Raw genomic sequence first — 19585 nt, forward strand, 5'->3', positions numbered from 1 at the left:
TTTTTTATGAAGCTATAATGCGCTTTCCTCAAGATTACCCAGTCCGATGCGTCGAAATATTCTCTCAATCCTTCTACTGATCAGCCTCGCACAAGCTGCAAGCGCGCAAGAAGCCGTGCGGCCCGGCGGCCAAAACGACACGCAGGCGCCCTCGGGCAACGACGTAAAAACAGAGCAAGTCAGTCACAAGATTTCAGAATTGATCGTTCGCAAGTTCGGCGTTGCGCGCGAGAAGGCGCAGACCATCGCATCGGCGGTAATGGCGTCTTCATCGAAATACTCGCTTCCGCCGGCATTGTTGCTTGCGATCATTTCCATAGAATCGCGCTTCAAGGAAACGGCCCACGGCCCGAACGACGCAACCGGTCTCATGCAGGTCGTGCCTTCCGCTCACAAGAAGTTGGTTCGCGATGTGGATTTGACAGAGCCGGAAACCAATATCGAAGTCGGTTCGGCTATCCTGCACGGCTATCTGAAGTCCGCACAAGGCGATATCGACGCCGCGCTGAAGAGCTACGGCGGTTCACGCGCTTATGCCGAGAAGGTCAGTTTGCGCGTCAAGACATTCGAGCCGGCAGCGGCGGCAAGTGCAGCGTCCGCGACCGAGCAGTAAAACGTTATTCGCGATTCAATCTTTCGTTCTTCGCGCGCCGCTGCATAGCGGATGCCGCAACCTGCCCCGGCGATCGCACCTGCATGCGCGCTAGCGTACACGTACCACGACATCAGTAGCTCTTTTGTGCACCGTTAGCGTTGCCGGTACTGTCCGGCGTGCTGCGCTGCATGGTTCCCGGGTTCATGTTGTTGTTGACCCCGTTGTTCATGCCACTCTTCGCGCCTGTGCCGGTTCCGCTCGTGCCATCCGACGAGCCGCCGACACCCGTGCCTGTCGCGCCGCTCATGCCGACGCCACCACCCTTGCCCGACGCGCCCATGCCAACGCCAGCGCCCGCGGCGCCATTGCCGCCCGCACCTGCCGACCCCATGCCCGCGCCACCGCCACCGCCTGCGCCGCCGCCCGCACCACCACCTGCGCCGCCTCCGCCTCCGGCCTGCGCGTAGACACCGCCCGAAAGACCCAACACCAGTGCCGAGATCACCAGCTTCTTAGTCGCGTTCATAGCAAGTCTCCAAAAGTTTGCGTTTCACGTGTCCATCCATCGTCCGTCCAGGCCGCAGAGACGCTGCAACGCACGTGGACTTGTTAGCGCAAACGTCGTGCCGCGTGGCGACGATGGTCGTGCAATCAATATCCGTAGCCAGCGGGCGCGCAGGGCACGTAGGCGCGGCGATAGCCGTCGTAGCAATAGCCGGGAGGAACGGCAGGTTGCGCGTACACAGGCTGCGCATAAGCCGGTTGCGCATAAGCCGGCTGTGCGTAGACAGGCTGCGCATTCGCCACCGAGCTCACGATGGCACCCAGCACAGCGCCGCCGATCAACGCCCCGACAATCGCGCCGCCATTGCCGCCACCACCGTGGCCGCCGTAGCCGCCGCCGCGTCCGTGGGCCGACGCCTGTCCTGCCACCGACAGACTTCCGATCATCAACAAGACAAGTGCTGCGCGTTTCATGAGACTCTCCAATTCCCGTGAGCCGGGTTCGTAGAGTCATCTTAAGCAGGCGATGAAGAAATAACTGATGCAGTTGGTAACCGTACATTTCAACGCTTACAAGTTGGTCCTGCGGCAGGCATTCGTTCGGATATCGAAGTATTTCCACGGCGCTGCTATAAATGCCGACATATGTGTTTGGCCGTAACACTTGGCATGTTGAATCGGTAAAGACTTTCCACGACGCTCGGCGTCATAACGCGCCGTTTCATTTGCTCGCGACTCGTTACCCTTTGTCACCAGACGGACGTCAACGCGCCACTGAAGCGCGGCGTTTCATCTGCATCGCGACGAAAAAAACAGCGCATCAAGGTTTAACGGGGCGCAGCGAAGGTGCCGGTGGGGAGCCAAAACGAAGGCCGACAAGTAACAAGTCGCGAAATCCAGCGACGCAAAAAACGGCCGCCGATGCAAACAGTAGACGCAGCAGGCAGTCAGGGAGGCTGCGCGTAGGCGCATCGCGCATCGGTTGCATCGATGCGTTCAGGCAAGGCGAGCTCACGGGCTCGCCTTTTTTATTGCGTCGGCTCCACGCGCTCGCTGTGTTCCGCGCCAATCTCATGCTCGATACTCGCGTGATGTTCGCTGACCGGCAAACTCGCCGCCGACATGCGTTCACGCCGTAGCAGCCGCGCGCTGTGCACGGCGGTCAGCGCCACGGCAATCCAGATGGGCACATAGGTTCCGAGTTGCGTCGCTGAGAACGGCTCGCCGAGTACGAGCACTGCCACGCCGACCAGCAAGACCGGTTCGACATAGCCCAGAATGCCGAAGAGCGCGAGCGGCAAATAACGGCTCGCGCGCAGATAAGACGCGAGCGCAATCGTGCTCAACGCGCCGAGTCCGGGAAGCAACAGCATCCACAAGCGCGCGTCGCTTGCAGCCATAGAAAACGAATTCCGTGCGAACAACATGACGATTGCGACCGGCGCGAGCAACATCATCTCTATCGCGAAGGAAACGAGCGGGTCCGCGTTCAGGCGTCGCCGCAAGATGAAATACGGTGGATAGCCGAGCACGACGACGAGCGTCGGCCAAGCGAACGCATGCGAAATGACGAGCTCATGCGCCACGCCAAGCGCCGCCGCAATGACGCCCGCCCATTGCAGACGATCGAGCGCTTCGTGATAGTAAAAGCGACCCAGAAGGACCATCCCGAGGGGCAACAAAAAGTAGCCAAGCGACACTTCGAGCGCGCGTCCATGCAACGGCGCCCAAAGAAAAATCCATAATTGCAGGCCAAGCAAGGTGGCGACCGTGGCGAACGCCAAAAGCAGACTCGGGGTTCGAGCAAGCTTTCCAATGAGCGCGCACAATTGCGGCCAGCGATTACGCAAGGCGACGAGCAGCAGCGCGCCGGGCATGGTCCACACGATGCGCCAGGCGAAGATGTCGAGGCCATCGAGCGGCGCGAGCCATTTGGTGTAGCCCGACATGAGCGCGAAGAGCGCCGATGCGACAACGGAAAGCGCGATGCCGCGACCGAGAACGTGTTGATTCATCAATGAGTGAAAGCTCGAGCGAAGCGGGAACTGCGCATTCTAAACGCTGTGCATCGACGCTATTCAGAGCGTGCTTCAAACTTCGCCTTGGGTCGTGCGCGTTTTTTGCTTCGCTAGTTCGCTTCTTGCGCCGGATGAACTTCACCGAGCGCGACGTTGTCTTCAACCCGTCATGCCGATGGGCGACTCTTCATATCTAACCCAACGGTTCCACCTGCCTGATTCGAGCGAAGCCGCTCACGTCATTGCATCAGCAGCATCCAAGCGCCGCGCCGTTGCAACGAAGGACGGCACGCGAATAAAACGCCGCATAGATGGAGACGTCATGATTCAACCCGCCCTATCCACCCGCGTCGACAGCGCCTTTGCCGAGGCCGTCCGCGCCGGGTTGTCGAAAGAGCCGCAAAAAGAATTGCCATCGATGTATCTGTATGACGAAGTGGGCTCGGCCCTGTTCGAAGTCATCACTGCGCTGCCCGAATACGGCGTGACGCGCGCCGAAGAGCGCGTGCTCACGGAACATGCCGCCGATATCGTCGCGGCAATGCCGGGCAACGTGAAGGTCGCCGAACTCGGCAGCGGCAGCGGCCGCAAGACGCGCCGCATTCTGGAGGCGCTTTGTAAAAAGCAGCCCACCGCCTATTACCCGATTGAAATATCGCGCACCGCTTTGCAGTTGTGCCGCCGGGAACTGGGCGATATCGAGCGCATTTCGATCGTCGGTTATGAGCGCGATTATCTGGCCGGCTTGTCGGAAGTCAGCGCCAAACGGAAGGAAGGCGAAAGGCTGCTCGTGCTGTTTCTCGGCAGCACCATCGGTAATTTTTCGCGGCTCGCGGCGACCAAGTTTCTACAGTCGATACGCAGCATGCTCGCTCCCGGCGATGCCCTTTTGCTCGGCACCGACCTTCTCAAACCGCTGCCGACGTTGATTGCCGCGTACGACGATCCCATCGGCGTGACGGCTGCATTCAACCTGAACTTGCTGGCGCGCATCAACCGCGAACTGGGTGGCGATTTTCCGCTCGATGCCTTCGAGCACGTCGCGCGCTTCAATTCCGAAGCACGCAGTATCGAAATGCATCTGCGCGCCAAGCGTGCGCTGACGGCGCATGTGCCAAGTGCGGATCTGCGTGTCGAGTTCCGCGAAGGCGAGACGATCTGGACGGAAAGCAGCCACAAGTACGCCGCCGATGAAGTCGCGCCAATGGCCGCCGACGCGGGCTTCGAATGCTCGCATCAGTGGCGCGACGAGGAATGGCAGTTCGCGGAGAGTTTGTTGGTGGCGCGTTGATTCAGTGCTGCTCGAAGCGCTCGTAGCGCTTTTCGACGTAGCGTTCTTCGCTGAAGAACTCGGTGACGCGGGCATGCGGCGGCCCGCGTCGCAGCCATTCGAGCATCAAGTCGACTTGATTGGCCGCGCCTTGTACGATCGCCTCCACCGAGCCGTCTTCGAGATTCGCGACCCAGCCGCGCACGCCGAGCGCATGCGCGCGCCTCACGGTGTGATGTCGAAAGCCCACGCCCTGCACGACACCTTTCACGTGCACGTAATAGGTTTCGATTCTCGTATCCAGATCCGGGCCAGGCATCGCGCATTCCCCTCGTAAGCGTTGATAGGCCGCATTGTAGACGGCGTATCGAAACGCTTCAGGATCAGCTCGATTTCGCGCTTCAGCTGAGACGGAACGGCTGCGCGGAATCCGTGCGTTCGCCAGGACGCGGACGCGGCGTGCGCGGCAGATGCACTTCGAACACCGTGCCCGCCTGCGCGGACGATTGCACCGTCACGTCGCCGCCATGCATTTCGGTGATTTCGCGCGTGATGTAGAGGCCGAGCCCGAGGCCGCTGGACTCGCTCTGACGCCGCCCCGAGCGATACGGCGCAAAGATGGTCGGCACCACTTCAGGCGGAATCTCGCCCGCGTTCTGCACGACGATGGTCACGTCGTCCTTGCCGCCTTCGAGACGCACTTGAATGGCCGAGCCTTCGAGCCCGTGCTGCAACGCGTTGCCGATGAGATTCGAAAACACTTGCGAAAGCAGATCGCCGTCGCCTTGCAAAAGCGTATCGCCGTGGCGCAGCACGAAGATGCGCCCCTTGCCGACGCGCGCCTCGTATTCCTCGACGATATTCTTCGCGAGCGTCGCGAGTTCCACGGAACGCGGCTGCAAGGTCACGCGGCCGCCGCGCAGACGCGCGAGGTTCAGCAACTGATCGACCATGCGAACCATGCGCATGCCGCTCGACTTGATGCGGTTGCCGATATTCGCGACATTCTCGTCCGGCACGAAGCGCGCGAGATATTCCGCCGAAGCGATCACGGCGGACAGCGGCGTGCGCAGGTCGTGACCGAGCACGGCCATCAGCATCTCGTTTGCATCGAGCAGTTGCTGCACGGTTGCGAGCTGCGTCGCGAGTTGCTGCTTTTGACGCTCCATCTGAATGAAGACATCTACCTTCGAATTGAGGATGCGCGAATCGAACGGCTTGTAGAGAAAGTCCACCGCGCCCGCTTCGTAGCCGCGAAACGTGCGGTTGCCGTCCTGCGCGGTCGCGGTCAGAAAGATGATCGGCACATGCGCCGTACGCGGACTGCCGCGCATGAGTTCGGCAAGTTCGAAGCCGTCCATGCCGGGCATGTTGACATCGAGAATGGCGAGCGCGACGTCGTGCTTGAGCAGCAGTTCGAGCGCGGCCGGTCCCGATTCCGCCTTCAGCACCGAGAGATCCGGCCGGGCCAGCGACGCCTCGAGTGCGGTGATGTTGTTGCGGATGTCATCGACGATCAGCACATAAATGGGTTGCGTCATTTAGCGGCTCCCCTTGCCTGCATTGCCTGTTTTGCTTCCTGCGTCGCTTCCAGCTTCATTGCCTGCCTCATTGCCTAACTTATTCTCTGATAAGTACCCGATGCGCGTGGAAAGACGCGTCACCATTTGCTCCAGCGTCAGGACCTCTCGGACCGCGCCGTTTTCGATAGCCGCAAGCGGCATCGCGGACGACGAAGCCGTGCGCGGGTCCTGCGCCCAACACGCGCCGCCCGCATCGCGAATCGCCAGCGCGCCGCGCGCGCCATCGTCGTTGGCGCCCGACAGCACGATGCCGAGCAGCCGCTCGCGATACGCGTGCGCCGCCGATTCGAACAACACATCCACCGATGGCCGCGAAAAGCGCACGGGCGGATCGACCGACAGCGCGATGGAAGGCGCCGCGCCATCTTCCGCCTCGACCAGCATGTGATACCCCGGCGGCGCGAAATACGCCGTGCCCGGCGCGATCTCGTCCTTGTCGAAGGGTTCGCGCACAGCGATTGCACAGCGTTGCGCGAACAGGTCGGGCAACAGGCTCGGCTGACCCTGCCGCACATGCACCACGACGAGAACCGACGGCGCGAACGCTTTCGGCAGCGCCGGCAACAGCAGATTCAGCGCCTCGACGCCGCCCGCCGACGCGCCGATCACGACGGCGTCGAAGACGAGCGGGCGCTGCATCTGTGTGCTCATCGCTACACCTTCTGATAAAGCCGCTCGCGCGGATTGAAGTCGGCGAACTGGTCCGCATGTTTCGAAAAACGCAGGCTCTCCTTGCTGCCGAGTCCGAGAAAGCCGCGCCGCACGAGCGACTCGCTGAAAAGGCCGAGCGCGCGGTCCTGCAACGCGCGGTCGAAATAGATCAGAACGTTGCGGCACGAGACCAGATGCGCTTCTAGAAACACGCTGTCCGTGGCGAGGCTGTGGTCCGCGAACACCACACGCGACTTGAGCGTCTGCGAGAATTTCGCCGCGCCATAGGCCGCGTGATAGTAGTCGGAGAGCGAACGCTTGCCACCCGCCGCGAGGTAGTTCTGGCTGAACCCCGCCATGCGATCCAGCGAATAGATGCCGTTTTCCGCTATACGCAAGGCTTCCGCGTTGATGTCGGTCGCGTAGAACACGGTGCGCTCGGCGAGCCGTTCCTCGGCGAACAGCACCGCGAGCGACCACAGTTCCTCGCCGCTGCTGCATCCCGCGACCCATACCTTGATCGAAGGATAAGTCTGCAGAATCGGCACGATCGTCTCGCGAATCGCACGAAAATACTGCGGGTCCCGGAACATCTCGCTCACCTGCACGGTGAGGTACTGGAATAGCCTGCCGAAGAGCGACGGGTCGCGCAGAATGCGCTCCTGCAATTGCGAGAGCGTCGCGCATTCGAGATCGCGCACTGCCTGGCCGAGCCTGCGCCGCAGCGAACTCACCGAATAGTGCCGGAAGTCGTGCTGATACTTGAGGTAGATGGCCTCCAGAATCAGCTTCAGTTCGATATCGAACGTGGCTTCTTCGTCGTGCATGCTTTCGTTCATCAAGTGGGCCGTCTGATCTGACATCTCACGTCAACGCTGCCGCAACCAGACGCGGCACAGCGATACGAGCTTATCGACATCGATGGGTTTGGATATGTAGTCGTCCGCACCCGCCTCGAGACATTTCTGGCGATCGCTCTGCATGGCCTTCGCCGTCAGCGCGATGATCGGCAGGCGCGCGTGCTCATGCTGCTTGCGAATCTCGGTCATGGCGGTGAGGCCGTCCATCTCGGGCATCATCACGTCCATCAGAACGAGGTCGATCTCGTTGGGACGCGCGAGCGCTTCGAGCGCCTCGCGGCCGTTGCGCGCGATCTCCAGCGTGGCGCCGAGCGGCTCGATCACGCGCGACAGCGCGAAGATATTGCGCACGTCGTCTTCGGCGAGCAGGATCGTGCGGCCTTCGAACACGTCGTCGCGCTGACGCGCCGCGCGCAGCATGCGTTGCTGCTCGGGCGGCAACGCGCTTTCCACGCTATGCAAAAAGAGCGTCACTTCATCGAGCAGACGCTCCGGCGACTTCGCACCCTTGATGATGATCGATTTCGAATAACGGCGCAGGCGCTGCTCTTCCTCTTGCGAGAGCATGCGGCCCGTGTAGACGATCACTGGCGGCGAGCCGTGTCCGCTGCTCGTCGAAACGCGTTCGAGCAGTTCGTAGCCGGAACCGTCGGGCAGCGCCAGGTCCATCACGACGCAATCGAACGCGGCGCTTTTCATCTCGTCGAGTGCTTCGGCGATGGAGCCCGCTTCCACGATTCCCACGGTTTCGCTCGCGAGCAACGCATGAATGCTCTGACGTAAGGCCGGATCGTCCTCGACCACGAGCACGCGCCGCATGCCTTGCGACGAGCGCGCTTCGAGCTTGAGGATGGCCTGCGCGAGATCGTCGCGTGCGCTCGGTTTGAGCGTGTAGCCGATTGCGCCGAGATGCAGCGCGACATCGGCGTGATCCGTCGCGGAGACGATGTGGATCGGGATATGACGCGTGAGCGGATCGTGTTTCAGCCATTCGAGCACGGTGAGGCCCGACTGGTCTGGCAAGCCGATGTCGAGCAGGATGCCGTTGGGTTGCAGCGAACGCGCCAGTTCCACGCCTTGCGTGGCGCTTGCCGCATGCACGCAATCGAAATCGAGTTCATGCGCGAGATCGTAGAGGATATGCGCGAAAGGCTGATCGTCCTCGATGACGAGGATCACGCGCCCCGGCCGCTTGCGGTCCGCGCGGTCGTCGGCGATACCTTTTGGCTCGGGCATCGACGCCTGCGGAGGTTGCGGCGCCGGGCGTTCTTGCGGAGCCGGCGAAGGTGCGACCGGCACCAAGGCAGGATCGCGCACGGCGGCGGGCTCGGGCTCGCGCATATGTCCGATGGTGTCGAGCTTCGCGGTGACGGTGCCTTCGCGCGTGGCGATCGGCAGCGTCACCGAGAACACGCTGCCTTTGCCGACTTCGCTCGATACACCGACCGAGCCGCCGAGCAAACGCGAGAATTCGCGCGAGATCGAAAGGCCGAGTCCGCTGCCGCCGTATCGACGGCTCGTGGTGCCGTCCGCCTGCTGGAACGCCTGGAAGATCAGGTCTTGCTTGTCGCGCGCGATGCCGATGCCCGTGTCGCGAACCTCGAACCGCAGCGCCTGTTCGTTCGCGCGTTCCACCGCGATGGTCACGCTGCCGCGCTCGGTGAACTTGAACGCGTTGGACAGCAGATTGCGCAGCACCTGTAAGAGCCGCTGGTTGTCGGTGACGAAATACTCCGGCACGTTCTCGCCATGCACGGTGAAGAACTCGAGCCCCTTGCTGGCCGCGACCGGCGCGAAGGATTGCTTGAGCGCTTGCAGAATCGAATCGACGGAAGCGGGCGCGAACTGCACATCCATCTGGCCCGCCTCGACTTTCGAAAGATCGAGAATGTCGTTGATGAGCGAAAGCAGATCGCTGTTCGACGAGTGGATGGTCGCCGCGTAGCGCACCTGCTCGTCGGAGAGATTGCCTTGCTTATTGTCCTGCAGGAGCTTGGCGAGGATCAGCGAACTATTGAGCGGCGTGCGCAATTCATGCGACATGTTCGCCAGGAACTCCGACTTGTACTGGCTCGCGCGCTCCATCTGCAACGCGTTCGCGGTCAGTTCCTGCTGCGCCTGAAGCAGTTCGGCCTTCTGCCGTTCTAGATTCTGCGAATGCTCTTCGAGCTGCACATTGGTCTGTTCGAGTTCGGCCTGCTGCTGTTCTAGCCGCGCCTGCGAGTCCTGCAGGGCGCGGCCGCGTTCCTCGAGTTCTTCGTTCGAGACGCGCAATTCTTCCTGCTGCACCTGCAATTCCTCGCTCTGACGCTGTGTCTCTTCGAGCAGTTCGACGAGCCTCACGCGATACCGCGCCGAGCGCAACGCCATGCCCATCGCTTCCGATGCCATTTCGAGCAGCTCGCGGCTGTCGTTGAAGCGTCCTTCGTCGCCGACAAAGCCGAGCTCGACCACGCCCATCACTTCGCCATCGGCCATCACGGGCGCGACCACTACGCTCGACGCCGCAACCGTGCCCAGCGCGGAGCCGGCTTTCAGATAGTGCGCGGACGCATCGCGCATTTGCAGGATGCGCTTGTCCTCGACCGCCTGACCCGCGAGCCCGACGCCGCGCGCAATGCGGCGCGGCGCGCTGTCTTCGTCGGGAAGCGCCCAGCCGGCGACGCGCGTGAGCGTATCGGCTTCGAACGTATAAACCACGCCGACTTTTGCGTTGACATACGGAACGAGCGAACGAAGCATGCTGACGCCGATCGAAGCCGGAGACTGTTCGCCGCGCAATTGCAGGCTCATCTGCATGATGCCCTGCTGCAGCCACGTGGTCCGTTGTACCGCGAGCCGCGATTTGATATACAGGTGCGCCACCGCCGACACCACGAGCAACACGAAAATGCCCATCGCGCGATTGAGTTGCAGGACTTCGTGGTTTGCGGTGGGTTCAGCGTTGGAGAAGACGTAGCCGCCGATCATCAGCACCGAAGACGCGCCCGCGACGATAATCGGCGCAGGCGGCTTGTCGAGCCACATGCACAGCACGACCGGCAGCACATAAAACACCCAGATCGCGAGACGCGTGGGCGTGAGCAAGTCGATGGCGAACACGACGGCAAGCGCGATCGCAATGGCAAGGTAAATCCACGAGGCGTGGCTTCGAGTGTCTTGGGGCATCGTTGACCAGGATGTTCATGTTTTGCAAAAGCGCCTACAAAGCAGGCAGGTCCGGACCATAGCACGACCCGCAAGCCCTTGTCATATCTGGCTTTGCGGGTTCTTGACGCATCCATTGTCGCGCGGCACTTGTTACGAAAAAACGGCCGCGCAAATGTAAGGGCGAGGTAAGAATGACTGAATTTTCCGGCTCACGCGTGCTTGTCACGGGAGCCTCGGGTTTCGTGGGTTCGGCGGTTGCGCGGCTCGCTATCGAGCGCGGTTTCAAGGTGCGCGTGCTGCTCCGCGCCACGAGTCCGCGCAAGAACGTCGAAGCGCTCGATGCCGAGATCGTCGTCGGAGACATGCGCGACGAAGCCTCGATGCGCGCCGCGCTGAAGGGCGTGCGCTATCTGTTCCATGTGGCCGCCGACTACCGGATCTGGGCGCCGGACCCGGGCGAAATCGAGCGCGCGAACCTGCAGGGCACCGAGGCGACCATGCGCGCGGCGCTGGCCGAAGGCGTGGAGCGCATCGTCTACACGAGCAGCGTGGCGACGCTCAAGGTCACGAGTTCGGGCGCAATCTCGGATGAGACGAAGCCGTCGGACACGGCGAGCACCATTGGCGCGTACAAGCGCAGCAAGGTGATGGCGGAGCGCGACGTCGAGCGCATGGTCGCGAATGACGCGTTACCGGCGGTGATCGTGAATCCTTCGACGCCCATCGGTCCGCGCGACGTGCGGCCGACGCCTACCGGGCGCATCATCGTCGAAGCGGCGACAGGGAAGATTCCCGCTTTCGTCGATACGGGCCTGAATCTCGTCCATGTCGATGATGTCGCCAACGGCCACTTTCTTGCGCTCGAACGCGGCAAGATCGGTGAACGTTATATTTTGGGGGGCGAGAATCTGCCATTGCAGCAGATGCTCACGGACATCGCCGGATTCGTCGGGAGGAAGCCACCGACCATCAAGCTGCCGCGCGGGCCGCTTTATCCGCTCGCCGTGGGCGCGGAGATGTTCGCCAAATTCAGCGGCAAGGAGCCGTTCGTGACGGTGGACGCACTGCGCATGTCGAAGAACAAGATGTATTTCACGTCGGCAAAGGCGGAGCGGGAACTAGGCTACAGCGCGCGGCCGTATCGCGAAGGACTCAAGGACGCGCTCGACTGGTTCCGTACGAACGGCTATCTGGGCAGTTGACAGTGCAACGTTCCGCATTGCGAGACTGGTTCAACTCTTCTATAAGACCTAAAAATTTACAAGTTATTGATTTGAAATAAAAATGCTTTGTTTTACGCTCGCGCGGCGACCAGCTTTCACACGCGCGCCCCTCAAAATCATGCAAAATAGCGGATTCACGGCCGGAAGGGTGAATGCAGCCGGCGCTTTTTTCCAACCTGTTCTGCGAAGTCGAGACAAGCGATGAGTAATCAGCAACCCACTATCATCTACACCCTGACCGACGAAGCTCCGCTGCTCGCAACCAGCGCCTTTCTGCCGATCGTCCGCACTTTCATCGCGCCGGCCGGCGTCAATGTCGAAACGAGCGACATCTCGGTCGCCGCGCGTATCCTCGGCGAGTTTCCCGAGTTTCTGAGCGAAGAACAGCGCGTGCCGGACAATCTCGCCGAACTCGGCAAGCTCACGCAGTTCGAAGACACCAACATCATCAAGCTGCCGAACATCAGCGCGTCGCTGCATCAGCTGATCAGCGCGATCAAGGAATTGCAGTCGAAGGGCTACAAGCTGCCCGACTATCCCGAAGAGCCGAAGAACGACGAAGAGAAGGCCATTCGTCAGCGCTACTCCAAGTGCCTCGGCTCGGCCGTGAACCCGGTGCTGCGCGAAGGCAACTCGGACCGCCGCGCGCCGCTCGCGGTCAAGAACTTTGCGAAGAAGCATCCGCACAGCATGGGCGAATGGAGCATGGCGTCGCGTACGCACGTCGCGCACATGAAGCATGGCGACTTCTATCACGGCGAAAAGTCCATCACCAACGACCAGGCTCGTGAAGTGCGCATGGAACTCGTCACGAAGCGCGGCGAAACCATCGTGTTGAAGCCGAAGGTCAAGCTGCAGGAAGGCGAGATCGTCGACAGCATGTTCATGAGCAAGAACGCGCTCGTCGCGTTCTACGAAGACCAGATGGAAGACGCGCACAAGACGGGCGTCATGCTTTCGCTGCACGTGAAGGCGACCATGATGAAGGTCTCGCACCCCATCGTGTTCGGTCATGCGGTCAAGGTGTTCTATAAAGATGCGTTCGCCAAGCACGCGAAGCTCTTCGAGGAACTCGGCGTCAACGTGAACAACGGCTTGGTCGATCTCTACTCGAAAATCGACACGCTGCCGGAATCGCAGCGCGATGAAGTCATCCGTGACCTGCACGCCTGTCATGAACATCGCCCGGCGCTCGCCATGGTCGATTCCGCTAAAGGCATTTCGAACCTGCACGCACCGAACGACGTGATCGTCGACGCGTCCATGCCCGCCATGATCCGCGCGGGCGGCAAGATGTGGGGCGCCGACGGCCGTCCGCAAGACACCAAGTGTCTGATCCCGGAAAGCACGTTCGCGCGCATCTATCAGGAAATCATCAACTTCTGCAAGACCAATGGCGCGTTCGATCCGCGCACCATGGGCACGGTGCCGAACGTCGGCCTGATGGCGCAGAAGGCCGAAGAATACGGCTCGCACGACAAGACTTTCGAGATCAGCGAAGCCGGCACGGCGCGTATCGTCGATAACGCGACCAACGAAGTGCTCGATTCACTCACGCAGGAAGTCGAGCAAGGCGACATCTGGCGCATGTGTCTCGTGAAAGACGCGCCCATCCGCGACTGGGTCAAGCTCGCCGTGACGCGCGTGAAGAACTCGGGCACGCCGGCCGTGTTCTGGCTCGACCCGTACCGTCCGCACGAAAACGAGCTCATCAAGAAGGTCGAGACGTATCTCAAGGACCATGACACCACGGGGCTCGACATCCAGATCATGTCGCAGGTGCGCGCCATGCGTTACACGCTCGAACGCGTGATCCGCGGCATGGACACGATCTCGGTGACGGGCAATATCCTGCGCGACTACCTGACCGACCTGTTCCCGATCATGGAACTCGGCACCAGCGCGAAGATGCTCTCCATCGTTCCGCTGATGGCGGGCGGCGGCCTGTACGAAACCGGCGCGGGCGGCTCGGCGCCGAAGCATGTCAAGCAACTGGTTGAAGAAAACCATTTGCGCTGGGATTCGCTCGGTGAGTTTCTGGCGCTGGCGGTATCGCTGGAAGAACTCGGCATCAAGAACGACAACGCGCGCGCGAAACTCGTCGCGAAGGCGCTGGATGCCGCCACCGGCAAGCTGCTCGACAACAACAAGAGCCCGTCGCCGAAGACCGGTCAGCTTGACAATCGCGGCAGCCAGTTCTATCTGGCCATGTACTGGGCGCAGGAACTCGCGAACCAGTCGGAAGACCGCGCACTCGCCGAACTGTTCGCGCCGCTCGCGAAGCAACTAGGCGACAACGAGCAGAAGATCATCGACGAACTCAACGCCGTGCAGGGCAATGCGGCGGATATCGGCGGGTACTATCAGCCGGACCCGGCCAAGCTCGAAACGGTGATGCGTCCGAGCAAGACGCTCAACGCAGCACTGACCGAAGCACAGGCACGCGCGAAGTAAAGTAGTCGGCGCCGTCTCGAAAGGCGTCTTCCGGAGCAATCCGGAAGACGCCTTCTTCTTTGCGGCGGGCAACGGCGAAGCGCTTCATCGGCAGCCGTTTCCAAGCATTTCGTTACAACGTGTGCCCGGTGGCTCCTGACGGAGAAGGTAAAATCACGGTCTCGCTGCCAGCATCGAAAGACACAGATACCTTCGCATGAATCTACATGACCAGCTCGGCGCGCTGGAGTCGAGCCTCGACACGCTCCTCCAGTCCGCTACTTCTCCAGACGACCAACCCGCTCCGCTGCCCATGCGCGTGACGAGCGCCGAGCCCGTCGCGCCCGCTGCGGAACCCGCGCCGCTCGGCGCCGAAGCCGAGCGCGAACAAGCCGCAAGACCTGCGGAAAAGCCTACGCTGACCGTCTCGCGCCCCGACCGCGATGCAATCGAAATGACGATCGCCGGCCAATCGGTGCTACTGAGTCCCGAAGGCGTGTCGGAGCTGATCGAGGAATTGGCGAACGTGCGTGCATCGATGACGCCGGATCAGCCTGGCGGCATCGCGCCCGGCTGGCGTTTCGCGGCAACGAAAAACCCGCTGATGGCCGTGCAGAAGCACGCAAACGGGGATCGACTGCTCATCATGCGTCACGGCGGACACGGCTGGGTGCCGTTCACGTTTTCGCCGCACGCCGTCGTCGAGATGTATGCCCTTCTGACGAAGAAGTAACGCGCGTTCAAGTCGGTCAGGAGCCTTCCTGCGTCGGCGCCTGCACGCGCGCCTTCCACTGACCGCCCTTGCCGCTCCAGTAACGCACGGCCGAGCCGATCGTCGCGCTCACGTAGAACAGCGCCACCAGCGGCAGGAACGGCGCCCACAGCAGCGAACGCCGGTAGTAGCGCAGCATCGGCCCATACGCAATGCACATGAGCGCCCATGCCGCGCAGGCGGGCCAGGCACGCGCGCCCATCGTGAGCGCCAACAACGGCGGCGCGAGATAGATCACCACCATGCCCAGCACCGTACCCGCGAGCAGAAGCGGCGAGTAGCGCAACTGCGTGAACGCGGTGCGCGCGATCATGTTCCAGATTTCGCGCCAGTGATCGTACGGACGCAGCGACTCGCTCGATTCGGCCAGATCGAGCCGAATGGGCCGCGCGCCGTTGCGCCCCGCGCGATGCTTGATGCGCGCGGCAAGACTGCAATCGTCGATGAGTTCCTGCCGGATCGACTCGATACCGCCCGCCTCCACCAGCGCCGAACGGCGCACCAGCATGCAGCCGCCGGCCGCACCCGAGGTCGTTTTCCGCACGTCGTTGACCCACGCGAACGGATACAGCTTAGCGAAGAAGAACACGAACGCTGGAATCAGCGCCTTCTCCCACGGCGAGTCGCAGCGCAGTCGCACCATCAGCGAGACGAGATCGCGGTCTTCTAAAATCGTGCGCGCGACGAGTTGCGTGGCGGCATCGGCCGGATGGTAGATGTCGGCATCGGTAAGCAGAAGGAATTCGGCGGGCAGGCCGAGCGAATCGATGGCACCGATGCCCTGCGACTGCGCCCATACCTTGCCCGACCAGCCAGGCGGCAACGGTTGCGCGGTGAGCACGGTCAGGCGGTCATCGAGCCCGAGATCGCGGGCGGCGGCGAGTGCGGCGGCGGCGGTGCCGTCGGTGCTGTGATCGTCCACGACGATCACGTGGAACGCGCCCGCGTAGTCTTGCCTGAGTAGCGAGCCGACCGCGCGGCCGATCACGTCGGCCTCGTTACGCGCGGGCACCACGGCCACGAGCGCCGGCCACGCGCCGCGCCGGGCGATTTCGGCTTTGCCGACCGCGTGCACGGTCGTCGCGGAAAGCGCGGGTGCGGGCTGGGCGCGCCAGAAGCCGCCACGGGCGAACAGCAACACGATCCAGATCAGAAATGACAGCCAGGCGATCAGTAGCATGAGATGAAAGTCGAAGGCGGCAGCTCGGACGACCGAGTGCGCTTGCGTTGAATCAGGTCGGATCAGGGATTGCAGCGGGCCGGGGCGTTGCGCCAAAAATACACGAATGAATAACGCGCGAGGCACGCAAACAAGGCGCAAACGACGCTATCGCACCGTGGCGAGCGAGCGCCCCGCCCGGAGCACCCGACAGTTTAATGGGATATGCCGGTCGCCGTATTGCCGCGTGCCGCAAGGCTCAGCCGCAACGTATGCGACAAGCACCCATAAAGGGAACGAGTTAGAATACGCGGTCATCTTCGGCATGCAGACCGAACCCGGCACGTCGTTTTTTCCGGTCTGCATTCCGGGCTTGCCAAGCCGCCCGTTTGCGGCATGGCCGGCACGATAATGTGGTCCCATGGAACGCGCGAGCATCGCGCCGCCTGATCCGAAACCCGCGCCAGTCGGAGTTCGTTCGAATATGCGTATCATCCTTGCTCAACCCCGCGGCTTTTGTGCGGGCGTGGTTCGCGCGATCGAAATCGTCGATCGGGCGCTGGAACGGCATGGCGCACCGGTGTATGTGCGTCACGAGATCGTTCACAACCGTCATGTCGTAGACAATCTGCGCGGCAAGGGCGCACGTTTCGTCGAGGAGCTCGACGAGGTGCCACACGGCGCGGTCGCCATTTTCAGCGCGCACGGCGTCGCGAAGAAGGTGGAGAAAGACGCGCTGTCACGCGGGCTCGACGTGCTGGACGCCACTTGCCCGCTCGTCACCAAAGTTCACGTGCAGGGCCGGCAGTATGTCTCGCAAGGCCGTACACTCATTCTGATCGGCCACGCGGGGCATCCGGAAGTGGAAGGCACCATCGGGCAGATTCCGGGCAAGGTCGTGCTGGTGCAAAGCGAGGCGGAAGTGGAAACGCTAGCTTTGCCTGTCAATGCCCCGGTCGCCTATGTCACGCAGACCACGCTTTCGGTGGACGACACGCGCGGCATCATCGACGCCTTGCAGCGCCGTTTCACCGATATCGTGGGTCCGGACACGCGCGACATTTGTTATGCCACGCAGAATCGCCAGGCCGCCGTGCGCGAGTTGAGCACTCAGGTCGATGTCTTGCTCGTAGTAGGCGCCACGAACAGTTCCAATTCGAACCGGCTGCGCGAGATCGGCGCGGAAACCGGCGTGCCGAGTTATCTCGTCGCCGATGGTTCGGAAGTCAAGGCCGAATGGTTTGCAAAGGCGCAGACTGTCGGCATCACCGCGGGTGCTTCGGCGCCCGAGGAAATGGTCAAACATGTGATCGATGCCCTGCGCGCGTTCGGCCACGTTGAAGTCACGACGATGGAAGGCCGCGAGGAAAAGGTCGAATTCAAACTCCCCGCGAAGCTGTTGCAACCGCTCGCCGCCCTGGCGACCACGGCAGCGACGGCCACCCGCGAAGAATAAGGAGAGCAAGCAATTGTCTATTCCGCTGCTTCAGAAAGTCCGCGTTGGCGCCTATATCTTTCGCCAGCATTTTTCGCGCAACAAGCGCTACCCGCTTGCACTGATGCTCGAACCGCTGTTCCGCTGCAATCTGGCGTGTAACGGCTGCGGCAAGATCGACTATCCGGATCCCATTCTCAACCAGCGTCTGTCGCTGGAAGAGTGCCTGGGCGCGGTCGACGAGTGCAACGCGCCGGTCGTTTCCATCGCGGGCGGCGAGCCGCTCTTGCACAAGGAGATGCCGCAGGTCGTGAAGGGCATCATCGCGCGCAAGAAGTTCGTGTATCTCTGCACGAACGCGCTGTTGATGGAAAAGAAGATGGACGATTACGAGCCGAGCCCGTACTTCGTCTGGTCCGTTCACCTCGATGGCGACCAGCAGGCGCACGATCACTCGGTATCGCAAGACGGCGTCTACGACAAGGCCGTGAAGGCGATCAAGGAAGCAAAGCGGCGCGGTTTCCGCGTGAACATCAATTGCACGCTGTTTAACGACGCCGATCCCGATCGCGTCGCCAAGTTCTTCGATACGCTCGGTCCGATGGGCGTGGACGGCATCACGGTGTCGCCCGGCTATGCTTATGAACGCGCGCCGGATCAGCAGCACTTCCTGAACCGCGACAAGACCAAGACGTTGTTCCGCGAGATTTTCAAGCGCGGCAACAACGGCAAGAATTGGTCGTTCAGCCAGTCGGCCATGTTCCTGGACTTCCTCGCGGGCAACCAGACGTATCAGTGCACGCCGTGGGGCAACCCGGCGCGCACGGTGTTTGGTTGGCAGCGTCCGTGTTATCTGCTCGGTGAAGGTTACGCGAAGACCTTCAAGGAACTGATGGAAACCACCGAGTGGGAAAAGTACGGCACGGGCAACTACGAGAAGTGCGCGGACTGCATGGTGCATAGCGGCTTCGAAGCCACCGCCGTGATGGATACCGTGGCGCATCCGCTGAAGGCGCTTGGTGTGTCGATGCGCGGCCCGCGTACGGAAGGCGCGTACGCGAAGGATCTGCCGATCGACAAGCAGCGTCCGGCCGAGTACGTGTTCTCGAAGCACGTCGAGATCAAGCTGGAAGAGATCGGGCGGATGTCGAAGGGCAAGGGATCAAAGGCAGCCGCTGCGGCGCATTAGTGGCCGAGGGTGATTGATGGAAGGGCGGATGACTCTGGTTGTCCGCCCTTTTTGTTTTCGGGTTACCAAATGGTCTTGACGTGTTGATAGTCGCGAATTCTCCGGTCCTTCGTGACCAGAGGTGCAGAAAGCGAACGCGCCGTCGCCACGATCATGCGGTCTGCCGGATCTTTGTGGAACTCGCCCGGCAAATCGGCGGATTTGACTGCGATGTTTCGGTCCACTGGGACGAAGCGCACGCCTTCTATTCGACTCACTTTGTCGAGCCAGTCGCCAACGTCCGCGGAGAGGACAACCCGACCTCGCTTCACCAACATCGCGATTTCCCATGCGGTCATGGTCGAGATCACAATCTCCCCGCCTTCCTCCAATTCTTGCTCGATCGCTGCCCGAGCTAGCTTGCCGAGCGCCGCTCCGCTCACCCACCACAGCAACGTGTGCGTGTCCAGCACGATCATTCCAGCGCCTCCCAGTCGTCCTCGCCGACGGGCTCCATGGGGTCGTCATAACGCAACACGCTTCCGCGCAATTCCTCCAGCGGCGTGAGGGATGAGTTGTCGTAGCGCCGCACTTCGAGCACGGGCTTGCCATGGTCCGTCACGATCATATGTTCTCCTGTCGATTCCACGAGACGAAAGTACTCCAATGCTTTCGCCTTGAACTCGGATTTAGAAACTTGCTTGACAGCCATGATAATGTCCCTGGTCACGTAACGATAGTCATTTTAGACTCGGCCAAATGGT

18 protein-coding genes are annotated in these 19585 nt (G+C 61.7%); 7 read left to right on the forward strand and 11 right to left on the reverse strand.

Annotation, left to right across the window (positions count from 1 at the left end):
- Window positions 1-46 precede the first annotated feature (46 nt).
- Window positions 47-613, forward strand: coding sequence for a transglycosylase SLT domain-containing protein (locus tag NCR40_RS20040; RefSeq protein WP_250467564.1), 567 nt, complete (start codon window positions 47-49; stop codon window positions 611-613).
- A 112-nt stretch (window positions 614-725) separates the two neighbouring features.
- Here the strand turns inward: NCR40_RS20040 and NCR40_RS20045 are convergent, their stop codons facing one another.
- The 3 genes from NCR40_RS20045 to rarD all read right to left on the reverse strand — a co-directional run bounded on the left by NCR40_RS20045 (window position 726) and on the right by rarD (window position 3114).
- Window positions 726-1121 (reverse strand): hypothetical protein, encoded by a 396-nt coding sequence (locus NCR40_RS20045; RefSeq protein WP_250510432.1) that lies wholly within the window; start codon window positions 1119-1121, stop codon window positions 726-728.
- A gap of 125 nt (window positions 1122-1246) precedes the next feature.
- Window positions 1247-1573 carry a hypothetical protein gene (locus NCR40_RS20050; RefSeq protein WP_250467566.1) on the reverse strand — a complete coding sequence of 109 codons (327 nt, stop codon included), beginning with the start codon at window positions 1571-1573 and terminating at the stop codon, window positions 1247-1249.
- Window positions 1574-2127: 554 nt separating this feature from the next.
- A complete protein-coding gene (gene rarD / locus NCR40_RS20055) occupies window positions 2128-3114 on the reverse strand; it encodes an EamA family transporter RarD (RefSeq protein WP_250510433.1) in 987 nt (328 codons plus the stop codon).
- Between the two features lie 325 nt (window positions 3115-3439).
- Here rarD and egtD point away from each other — a divergent pair, with 325 nt between their 5' ends.
- Window positions 3440-4408, forward strand: a complete 969-nt coding sequence (gene egtD, locus NCR40_RS20060) for an L-histidine N(alpha)-methyltransferase (RefSeq protein ID WP_244828850.1) — start codon at window positions 3440-3442, stop codon at window positions 4406-4408.
- Between the two features lies 1 nt (window position 4409).
- Here the strand turns inward: egtD and NCR40_RS20065 are convergent, their stop codons facing one another.
- From NCR40_RS20065 to NCR40_RS20085, 5 genes are all read right to left on the reverse strand, one after another.
- Complete coding sequence (locus NCR40_RS20065) at window positions 4410-4706, reverse strand: acylphosphatase (RefSeq protein WP_244828851.1); 297 nt, start codon at window positions 4704-4706, stop codon at window positions 4410-4412.
- Between the two features lie 82 nt (window positions 4707-4788).
- Window positions 4789-5928 (reverse strand): hybrid sensor histidine kinase/response regulator, encoded by a 1140-nt coding sequence (locus NCR40_RS20070; RefSeq protein ID WP_250467569.1) that lies wholly within the window; start codon window positions 5926-5928, stop codon window positions 4789-4791.
- Window positions 5929-6621, reverse strand: a complete 693-nt coding sequence (locus NCR40_RS20075) for a chemotaxis protein CheB (protein ID WP_250510434.1) — start codon at window positions 6619-6621, stop codon at window positions 5929-5931. It lies immediately after the preceding gene.
- A gap of 2 nt (window positions 6622-6623) precedes the next feature.
- On the reverse strand, window positions 6624-7460 hold the full coding sequence (locus NCR40_RS20080; RefSeq protein WP_244828854.1) for a CheR family methyltransferase: 837 nt from the start codon (window positions 7458-7460) through the stop codon (window positions 6624-6626).
- 30 nt (window positions 7461-7490) lie between these two features.
- A complete protein-coding gene (locus tag NCR40_RS20085) occupies window positions 7491-10649 on the reverse strand; it encodes a response regulator (protein ID WP_250510435.1) in 3159 nt (1052 codons plus the stop codon).
- A 173-nt stretch (window positions 10650-10822) separates the two neighbouring features.
- Here NCR40_RS20085 and hpnA point away from each other — a divergent pair, with 173 nt between their 5' ends.
- The 3 genes from hpnA to NCR40_RS20100 all read left to right on the forward strand — a co-directional run bounded on the left by hpnA (window position 10823) and on the right by NCR40_RS20100 (window position 15020).
- Window positions 10823-11833 carry a hopanoid-associated sugar epimerase gene (gene hpnA / locus NCR40_RS20090; RefSeq protein WP_250510436.1) on the forward strand — a complete coding sequence of 337 codons (1011 nt, stop codon included), beginning with the start codon at window positions 10823-10825 and terminating at the stop codon, window positions 11831-11833.
- 222 nt (window positions 11834-12055) lie between these two features.
- On the forward strand, window positions 12056-14308 hold the full coding sequence (locus tag NCR40_RS20095; RefSeq protein ID WP_250467572.1) for an NADP-dependent isocitrate dehydrogenase: 2253 nt from the start codon (window positions 12056-12058) through the stop codon (window positions 14306-14308).
- Window positions 14309-14504: 196 nt separating this feature from the next.
- Complete coding sequence (locus NCR40_RS20100) at window positions 14505-15020, forward strand: hypothetical protein (RefSeq protein ID WP_250467573.1); 516 nt, start codon at window positions 14505-14507, stop codon at window positions 15018-15020.
- A 16-nt stretch (window positions 15021-15036) separates the two neighbouring features.
- On the opposite strand, the gene NCR40_RS20105 is transcribed toward NCR40_RS20100, so the two are convergent.
- On the reverse strand, window positions 15037-16239 hold the full coding sequence (locus tag NCR40_RS20105; protein ID WP_250467574.1) for a glycosyltransferase: 1203 nt from the start codon (window positions 16237-16239) through the stop codon (window positions 15037-15039).
- A 463-nt stretch (window positions 16240-16702) separates the two neighbouring features.
- Between NCR40_RS20105 and ispH the strand changes: the two genes are divergently transcribed.
- Both ispH and hpnH read left to right on the forward strand, forming a co-directional pair.
- A complete protein-coding gene (gene ispH / locus NCR40_RS20110) occupies window positions 16703-17674 on the forward strand; it encodes a 4-hydroxy-3-methylbut-2-enyl diphosphate reductase (protein WP_250510437.1) in 972 nt (323 codons plus the stop codon).
- Window positions 17675-17687: 13 nt separating this feature from the next.
- Window positions 17688-18842 carry an adenosyl-hopene transferase HpnH gene (hpnH, locus tag NCR40_RS20115; RefSeq protein ID WP_250492950.1) on the forward strand — a complete coding sequence of 385 codons (1155 nt, stop codon included), beginning with the start codon at window positions 17688-17690 and terminating at the stop codon, window positions 18840-18842.
- Between the two features lie 62 nt (window positions 18843-18904).
- Here the strand turns inward: hpnH and NCR40_RS20120 are convergent, their stop codons facing one another.
- Window positions 18905-19300, reverse strand: a complete 396-nt coding sequence (locus NCR40_RS20120; RefSeq protein WP_250467576.1) for a type II toxin-antitoxin system VapC family toxin — start codon at window positions 19298-19300, stop codon at window positions 18905-18907.
- Window positions 19297-19536: a type II toxin-antitoxin system Phd/YefM family antitoxin gene (locus NCR40_RS20125; RefSeq protein ID WP_502801008.1), complete on the reverse strand. Its 240-nt coding sequence runs from the start codon at window positions 19534-19536 to the stop codon at window positions 19297-19299. Before NCR40_RS20125 ends, NCR40_RS20120 begins: the two co-directional genes overlap by 4 nt.
- Window positions 19537-19585 lie beyond the last annotated feature (49 nt).

Source organism: Caballeronia sp. GACF4, assembly GCF_023631025.1.
In the GTDB taxonomy this organism is placed as follows: domain Bacteria; phylum Pseudomonadota; class Gammaproteobacteria; order Burkholderiales; family Burkholderiaceae; genus Caballeronia.